Genomic DNA, 8,139 nt, shown 5'->3' with positions numbered 1-8,139 from the left:
CTGGCGGCTGCCGGAACACCTGCAGGACTACTTCTACAAGGCCGCCAGCCTGCCGGACCTGGCGGCGCAGATCGGCATCGACGGCCCGGGCCTGATGCGTAGCATCGAGCGTTTCAACATCATGGCCCGGGAGGGCCGGGACCAGGATTTCAACAAGGGCGAGTCGCTGTTCGATCGCTACTACGGCGACCCCCACGTCGGCCCCAACCCTTGCCTGGCGCCCTTGCTCAAGGCGCCGTTCTACGCGGTGCGGGTGGATGCCGGGGACATTGGCACCAAGGGCGGCCTGCTGACCGATGCCAACGCCCGGGTGTTGCACGAGGACGGCCATCCGATCCTCGGCCTTTACGCAATCGGCAACAGCGCCGCATCGATGATGGGGCGCACGTATCCGGGAGCCGGCTCGACCATCGGCCCGGCGATGACTTTCGGCTATATCGCCGCCAATCACATCAAGGCGCAAAGCCTGCGCCAGTCGCAGCCGGCGTCCTTTCTGGCAAGGAGCAGTCAATGAAGAGCAAGCAACCCCAGGTGGCCCTGGTCACCGGTGCCAGTCGCGGCGTGGGCCGTGGCATCGCCCTGGCCCTCGGGGCACAGGGCATGACCGTCTATGTGACCGGGCGTGCGCCGGAAAAGGCCGGGGCACGGCTTTATGAACAGGCGCTGCAAGGTTCATTGGCGGACACCGCGGCAGCCATTACCGCCGCCGGTGGCCGGGGCATCCCGGTGGTCTGCGAGCATGCCGACGACGCCCAGGTGCAGGCACTGTTTGCGCGGATCGCCGAGGAGGCCGGCCACCTCGATCTGCTGGTCAATAACGTGGCCGCCATCCATGAGCGCTTGATCGAGCCCGGGCCGTTCTGGGACAAGCCTCTGGAGTTGGTGGATATCCTCGATGTCGGCCTGCGTTCGGCCTACATCGCCAGTTATTACGCCGCGCCGTTGTTGCTGCGCAGTGCCCAGGGGCTGGTCTGTTTCACTTCGTCGTTCGGCGCCGGCTGCTACATGCACGGCCCCGCCTACGGAGCGCAGAAGGCCGGTTGCGACAAGCTGGCGGCGGACATGGCAATCGATTTTGAAGGGCGTGGCGTGGCGGCGCTGTCCCTGTGGCTGGGGCCGCAGTTGACCGAGCGCACGCGGATTGTCGGCGAGCACCACGGCGAGCAGTACCAGGCCTTTCTCGCGGACGCCGAGACCCCGCAGTTCAACGGCCGGATCATTCATGCGCTGCTCAATGACCCCGGGCTGATGAGCCTGTCCGGGCAGACCCTGATCACCGCGGAAATCGCCCCGGGCTATGGCATCAGCGAGGATCAGGGGCGTCAGCCGCCGTCCCATCGCTCATTGCTGGGCGAGCCCCGACGCCAGCATCCGGCGCGAGTGATATAAACCCCGGCGCAACGAGCGCAAATCAGCCGGTGGCGAGGGAGCTTGCTCCCGCGGGGGGCGGAGCCGGCCCAATGCCAGCCACCGGGTTTCGGCACTCGCACATTGATTCAGGCGTTCCACAGGCACCGCGCAAAGCGGCGGCAAAAACGCGGCAGTCAGGCTCCGCAGGCTGGCCCGTCCCCAGGAGGGACGCGCCTCGCCACCCTCAATTGCGGCTTTCGGCCCACTGGCGCAACACCTGCTTGGTCACCTTGCCCGCCGCGTTCAGCGGCATGGCTTCCAGTATCTGGATTCGTCGCGGCACCTTGTAGTTGGCCATCTGTTCCCGGCACCAGCCCAGCAGTGCTGTCGATTCCAGGAGTTGTCCCGGCGTGGCCAGGACAAAGGCCATGGCCACTTCGCCGAGGCGCTCGTCCGGTATACCTATTACCGCCGCCTGGGCCACCCCGGGAAACTTCAGCAGGCACTGCTCGATTTCTGCCGGGTAGACGTTGAAACCGCCGGTAATGAACATGTCCTTGAGGCGGTCGGTGATACGCAGGTAGCCCTGCTCGTCGAGGACCCCGACGTCACCGGTATTGAGCCAGCCATCGGCGTCCAGCACTTCCTGGCTGGCTTGCGGGTCGTTGAGGTAGCCCTGCATCAGGTTGTAGCCGCGAATCTGTATTTCCCCGGGGACATTGGGCGCTTGGCACTGGCCGTCGGCGGCGACGATCCGCACCTCTACCCCGGGCATCGCCCGGCCGCTGGTCTGGGCGACTCGCAGCGGATCGTCGCCGGGGCGGCAAATGGTGGCGAAACCGCAGACTTCGGTCAGGCCGTAGGCCGTGACGATGGTGGCAAAGCCCAGCTCGTCGCGCATGCGTCCGATCATGTCCACCGGGATCACCGCGGCACCGGTCACCGCCACCCGTAGTGAGGACAGATCGTAGGCATCGCGCCGGGGGTGAGCCAGTAGCGACTGATAAAGCGTCGGCGGGCCGGGCAGCACGCTGATGCGCTGGCGCTGCACGCATTCGAGCACCGCGTCGACGTCGAACACCTGCTGGGGAATGATGGTCGCACCGCGCATCAGTGCCGCCAGCCAGCCCGCCTTGTAGCCGAAGGAGTGGAAGAACGGGTTGACGATCAGGTAGCGATCGCCTTCGCCCAGGCCGACCACCTCGCTCCAGTCGCGCACTACCCGCAGATTCTGCCCATGGCTGGTCATCACGCCCTTGGGCTTGCCGGTGGTGCCGGAGGTGAACAGTACATCGGACAGGGTTTGCGGGCCGAGCTGCTCCTGACGCAGGCGCAGGCTGCTGCCGGGCACTCGGCTGGCCAGGGCCATGAAACTGTCCCAGTCCAGGGCCGCCGGCGAGGGCGAGCGCAGGCTGATGATCTGGCGCAGTTCAGGCAGGCTTTCGCCGGCGAGCATCTGCGGATAGTCGACGCCGAGGAACTCACCGATGGCGAACAGCACGCAGGCGCCGCTCTGGCGCAGGATATAGCCGGCCTCGTTGCCCTTCATCCGGGTGTTGAGCGGCACCAGGGCGGCGCCGACGCTGTGCAGGGCGCCGGCGGCGACAATCCACTCCCAGGTATTGGGGGCCCAGATCGCCACCCGGTCCCCGGCCTTGACCTCCAGGGCCAGCAAGGCCCGGGCGGCCTGCTGGCGCAGGCGGTCGAGCTGCAGGTAACTGATGCTGCCGGCGTCCTCGATGGCCGGGCGGTCGCCGTAGGCCAGGGCTGCCCGGGCGAACAGATGAGCGATGGTGGGAGCGTTGAGCGCAGACGGCATGGTGCCACCTCAGGCAGAGGATTGTTGAACGAAGGGGGAGGCGGCCTGGCAGAGAGCCAGGCCGCTAAGAACCTGTTCACGATCTGCTGCGCTTAGCTCATGCGGCGTTAAAAATGCCTGAGCGTCGCTCGCTAGATCGTGAACAGGCTCTAACCACTCAGGCTGGCGGTGGCGCGAAGCGGCGGCCGGCAGAGAAACCGCCATCCACGGCGATCATCTGGCCGCTGACGAAAGAGGCCTCGTCGGAGGCCAGGAACAGCGCCACGGCGGCCACTTCTTCCGGTTGCCCGGAACGGTTGAGCATGTGCTGGGAAGCGAAGTAGGCGTGGAATTCGGCCTGCTCGCGGACCATGCTGGTCATCGGCGTTTCGATCAGCCCCGGGCACAGGCCATTGACGCGGATGTTGGCGTAACCGTAGTCCACCGCCATGGAGCGGGTCAGCTGGTTGATACCGCCCTTGGACACGTTGTAGGCGACATTGCCGTCGCAGCCTTGCAGGCCGAAGATCGAGCCAATGTTGATGATCGAGCCGCCGCGTTGCGCCTCCATGGCTCCCAGCAGGTACTTGCTGGTGAGCATGCTGCCGGTCAGGTTGATGTCCAGCACCCGTTGCCAGTTGGCGGTGCTGGTCTGGGTCACGCTGCCCTGGTCGGCGACGCCCGCGGCATTGACCAGCACATCGACCCGGCGATAGTGGCCGATGATTTCTTCCATCACCTGCTCGACCTGGGCCTCGTCGCGCACGTCGAGGGTCATGAAGCGCCCGGGAAAGTCCGCCGGTGCGTTGCCGATGTCCAGCCCCACCACCTGGGCACCCTCCGCGGCGAAGCGCCGGACGCAGGCCAGACCGATACCTGAAGCCGCGCCGGTGACCACCGCGACCTTGTTTTGCAACCGAGCCATGCATACACCTCTTTTATTGTTGTAGGCCAATCCTGGCGGTCGAGTCTAATCGTTGCCCGGCGCTGCCGGGTCGTCCGTTGAGACTAGAGGCGCAGGCGCCCCTAATCCGGAAAGCGCACCCGCACCACCGGCGTGTCGGGGTGGCTCTGGCAGGCCAGCGTCCAGCCATCGGCCAACTCCTGGGCACTGAGCACGGCGTTGTGGGCCAGCCGTGTGCGGCCCTGTTCCACCCGGCACATGCAGGCGCCGCAGATGCCTTCCTCGCAAGACGCCGGCACCTCCAGCCCGGCGGCCCGGCAGCTTTGCAGCAGAGTCTGCCCCGGGTGCCAGGCCAGGCTGTGGGCCTGGCCGTCGAGTTCGACGGTCAGGCTCTGGCAGGACTGCCCGGCGGCGTGCTCGACCTCCTGCTGTGCCTGGGGTTGCGGGTCGGGCGGCGACAGGAAGCGCTCGACATGGATCGCCTGGCGTGGCTCACCCAGGTCTAGCAGGGTGCTTTCCACAGTGTCCATGAAGGGCGCCGGGCCGCAGATGAAATACTCGCCGCCCCGGCGCGCATGCAGCAGTTGGCGAACCTGGGCCGCAGTGACGAAACCCTGAACCGAGTCCAGCAGGTGCAGGACTTCCAGACGCGGCTCGTGGGTCCGGGCCAGCTGTTGCAGTTCGTCCTTGAAGATCACCGAGGCTTCGTCGCGGTTGGCGTAGACCAGGGTCACCGGCCGGCGCCCGGCGTGCAGCACCGACTTGAGGATGGAGAACACCGGGGTGATGCCCGAGCCGCCGCCGAACAGCACCAGCGGACGCTGCTCGTCGCTATCGGCATTGTTCTCCAGGCAGAAGTGCCCGGCCGGGGGCAGCACCTCCAGCCAGTCACCGACCTGCACCTGCTGGTTCATCCAGTTCGATACCCGGCCCCCGGCCACACGCTTGATCGTGACCTTGGGCTGTGGATCGCACAGGGGCGAGCTGGCCATGGAATAGCAGCGGGTCAGCAACTGGCCCGCACAGGGCACGCGAAAGCTCAGGAACTGCCCCGGTTTGTAGCGAAAACGCTCACGCAACTCGCTGGGGACATCGAGCACCAGGGAGCGGGCGTCGGCGGTTTCCTCGATCACCGCGGCCACCTGCAGGCGATAGCTGCCAGCGGCCGATGCGGCGCTATCCGATACGCTGGCGTTGAACATTGGCGTGCCCATCTTCACCTCGGCTCATAGATCCCGCTGATCAGTTGCGCGTTGTCGACGAGTATCTGCGCGCCATTGACGAAGCGCGACTCGTCGCTGGCCAGGAACAGCACCGCGTTGGCCACATCACGCGGCGCGCACATGCGGTTCATCGGGTCCTGGTCGAGGGTTTCCTGGGGCACCGACTGGCCGCCGATGAGGGCCTGGGTCATCGGTGTGTTGATGCCGTCCGGGTGCACGCTGTTGCAGCGGATGCGGTAGCCCTGCAGCTTGCAGTGCACGGCCACGGAGCGAGTCATTGCCGCCACCGCGCCCTTGGAGGCGGAGTAGGCGCAGAACAGCGGCAGACCGCCCAGGGCCGCCACCGAGGACATGTTGATGATCGAGCCGCCGCCGCTGTGCTTCATCGCTGCGATGGCGTACTTGCAGCCCAGGAAATAGCCGTCGCTGTTGACGGTCAGCACCTTGCGCCACAGCTCCAGGGAGGTGTCCTCGATACTGGCCATGGCCAGGATCGCCGCATTGTTGACCAGCACATCGAGGCGACCGAAGTGCTGCACGGTGGTTTCCACCACCCGCTGCCAGTCGTCTTCGCGGGTGATGTCGTGGGCCAGGAACAGGGCGTTTTCGCCGATCTGCGCAGCCACTTGGTGGCCGGCTTCCTGGTTCACGTCGGTCAGTACGACCTTGGCGCCCTGGCTGGCCAGCAGCAGGGCGTCCTCACGGCCGACACCGCTGGCGGCGCCGGTGACGATGCAGACTTTGCCTTCTACACGTTGCATGGTGATTCTCCTGATGGTGCGGGTTGAGCCGCGGTTTGCCCGGCCACATGACGGGCGGCCCGGCGCGCGGAATAGATGCAGTCGGCCAGAGACAGGCCCGACACATAGAGGTTGGAAGCGACGCCCACGGCGTTGCGCCCGGCGCTGTAGAGGCCGGCGATCGGTGTGCCCTGGACATCCAGCACCTGGCTGCTTCGTTCGCAGACCCTGAGGCCGCCGAGGGTGATCACCGGGCAAGGGAACAGGCGGCTGGCAAAGGACAGGTCGAGGACATACCAGGGGCCCTGTTCCAAGGAGGCGAGCATGGCCGCAGACTTGCCAAACGGATCGGCGCATTCGCCCCGGGCGCTCTGGTTGTAGCGCTCGACGCTATCTTTCAAGGCCTGCTCCGGCAGGCCGCAGCGCCGGGCCAGGGTTGCCAGGTCGTTGCTCCGTCGGGCGTTGAACAGCAGGTTGAGCAGCACTGGCAGGCGCTGGAACTGCCAGACCTGGCCCGGGCCTATCTGTTTCAGGGCCTGGCGCACCAGTGTCCGGTTGAGCACCAGCAATGCACGCCCCTGCTGCTGTTCGACCATCGCCTGGCCAAGGGTGGCGCCATATTGCTCTTCGTTGGCGTAGCGCTGGCCCTGGCCATTGACGATCAAGCCCCGGGCCCACGCCAGGGGCGGGTTGATGAAACGCCAGGCGCTGACCTTGTCCATCCGCGCGACAGCGGCGCCCACGCTCTGGCCCAGGGCGATGCCGCTGCCGTCGCAACCACCGGCGCCCAGGGGCAGGCCGGCAAGGTAGCGCGGCGCATGCTCGGCCACCCAGAGGCGGTTGAGAATGAAACCGCCGGCGCTCAGCAGGACGCCTTTTCTGGCGCTGATCAGCCGGCGTTCGGCGCTGCTGGCTTCGATGCGTTGTTGCCGTTTGCGCAGGTGGCGGGCCAGGGCCGGAACATACATGTGCAGGGCCTGGGCCCAGCGCTCGAGGCGTGCATGGCGGCGCGCGGCGCGGCTATCGGGAGCCAGGCGCCAGGCTTCGACGCCGACCACCCGCTGTTGATCGTCGACCACCAGGCGGCGTACCGCGCATTGGCTCTGCAGGCGCACGCCCTTGGCCAGGGCGCTGTCCTTGAGCGCCTGGAACAGGTGCGCACCGGACAGGCCCGGGCCTTTGCAGCGATGGCCTCGGGGAGCGGGGGCCGCCAGCGCGGCATAGCGCGGCAGGGCTTCGTTGCCCGAGTAATAAAGATAGAAGCGGTCGCTGGGGTAGGAGGTCTTGTGCGGTGGCACGCTGGCTTCGAAAGCCACGCCCTGGCGCTCCAGCCATTGCAGTTGCCCGGGACTGGCGGCGCAGAAGTCGGCCAGGGTGCGCTGGCCGACGGCATCGCCGACTTCCTCGCGCAGGTAGTTGAACATCGCCTCGTGGCTGTCGTTGTAGCCGGCCTGGCGCTGGTAGGGCGTGCCGCCGCCGGCATAGATCACTCCGCCGCTGAGGGCGCTGGCGCCACCGCCGGCAAAGCGGTCCAGGGCCAGCACCTGCAGGCCCTGCTCGGCGGCCTCGATGGCGGCGCAGGCTCCGGCGGCACCGAAGCCCACCACCAGCCAGTCACAGGCGTCGTCCCAGTGGGGCGGGGCGTGAGTGTCGATGCGCAGCGGCGCGCGGCAGTCCATGTCCCGAATCAACCGGCGCAGGCCTGGGCTTGGGCCGGCTGGGCGGTGGTGGTGTAGCGGCCGTCGAGGTAGACCAGCGGGGTGATACTGGGGCTGGTATGGATGCGCACGATACGCCCGATGAACACGGTGTGGGTGCCATAGCTGAAGTGCCCGTCCTGGCGGCACAGAATCGCCGACTGGGCGTCACCCAGGTAGGGAATGCCGTCGTCGCTGGTCAGCCAGTTGCCGCTGCTGAAGCGTGCCTCGCCCTTGATGGCGCCGCTGCACAGGTGGGCCAGGGCCTGCTGCTCCAGGCCGAGGATGTTCACGCAGAACCCGGCACCGGTGGCCAGGGCCGCGTGGGAGGAGGCGCTCTTGTTGATGCAGATCAGCAGCGATGGCGGCTCGGTGCTCAGTGAGTCCACCGCGGTGGCGGCCATGGCAAAGCGCTCGGCGCCGTTGC

At 67.0% G+C, this 8,139-nt stretch carries 8 protein-coding genes; 2 read left to right on the top strand and 6 right to left on the bottom strand.

Translation table 11 applies throughout. The features are described from left to right. The coding region (locus tag BLX41_RS35075) for an FAD-binding protein (RefSeq protein ID WP_259744692.1) at positions 1-514 on the top strand (514 nt) is incomplete at its 5' end. After that, positions 511-1,389 (top strand): SDR family NAD(P)-dependent oxidoreductase, encoded by an 879-nt coding sequence (locus BLX41_RS11155; protein ID WP_123724916.1) that lies wholly within the window; start codon positions 511-513, stop codon positions 1,387-1,389. The genes BLX41_RS35075 and BLX41_RS11155, both read left to right, overlap by 4 nt. 205 nt (positions 1,390-1,594) lie before the next feature. Here BLX41_RS11155 and BLX41_RS11150 read toward each other — a convergent pair whose 3' ends face one another. From BLX41_RS11150 to BLX41_RS11125, 6 genes are all read right to left on the bottom strand, one after another. Then, entirely contained in the window at positions 1,595-3,169 is a 1,575-nt protein-coding gene (locus tag BLX41_RS11150; RefSeq protein WP_123724915.1) for a FadD3 family acyl-CoA ligase, read from the bottom strand. Positions 3,170-3,326: 157 nt separating this feature from the next. Continuing rightward, positions 3,327-4,073 carry an SDR family NAD(P)-dependent oxidoreductase gene (locus BLX41_RS11145; RefSeq protein ID WP_072452559.1) on the bottom strand — a complete coding sequence of 249 codons (747 nt, stop codon included), beginning with the start codon at positions 4,071-4,073 and terminating at the stop codon, positions 3,327-3,329. 101 nt (positions 4,074-4,174) lie between these two features. Further along, a complete protein-coding gene (locus tag BLX41_RS11140) occupies positions 4,175-5,266 on the bottom strand; it encodes a 2Fe-2S iron-sulfur cluster-binding protein (RefSeq protein WP_404942763.1) in 1,092 nt (363 codons plus the stop codon). Between the two features lie 2 nt (positions 5,267-5,268). Further along, the gene (locus BLX41_RS11135) at positions 5,269-6,036 is read right to left on the bottom strand and encodes a glucose 1-dehydrogenase (RefSeq protein WP_123724914.1); all 768 of its coding nucleotides are present in this window, start codon (positions 6,034-6,036) and stop codon (positions 5,269-5,271) included. Beyond that, on the bottom strand, positions 6,024-7,694 hold the full coding sequence (locus tag BLX41_RS11130; RefSeq protein ID WP_123724913.1) for an FAD-binding protein: 1,671 nt from the start codon (positions 7,692-7,694) through the stop codon (positions 6,024-6,026). The genes BLX41_RS11135 and BLX41_RS11130 overlap by 13 nt, the downstream gene beginning before the upstream one ends. Positions 7,695-7,702: 8 nt before the next feature. Then, the coding region (locus tag BLX41_RS11125) for a flavin reductase family protein (RefSeq protein WP_148059714.1) at positions 7,703-8,139 on the bottom strand (437 nt) is incomplete at its 5' end.

Origin of the sequence: Pseudomonas protegens (genome assembly GCF_003732485.1) — a bacterium.
Classification (GTDB): Bacteria; Pseudomonadota; Gammaproteobacteria; order Pseudomonadales; family Pseudomonadaceae; genus Aquipseudomonas; species Aquipseudomonas protegens_B.
This window is presented reverse-complemented; position numbering and strand designations above follow the sequence as displayed.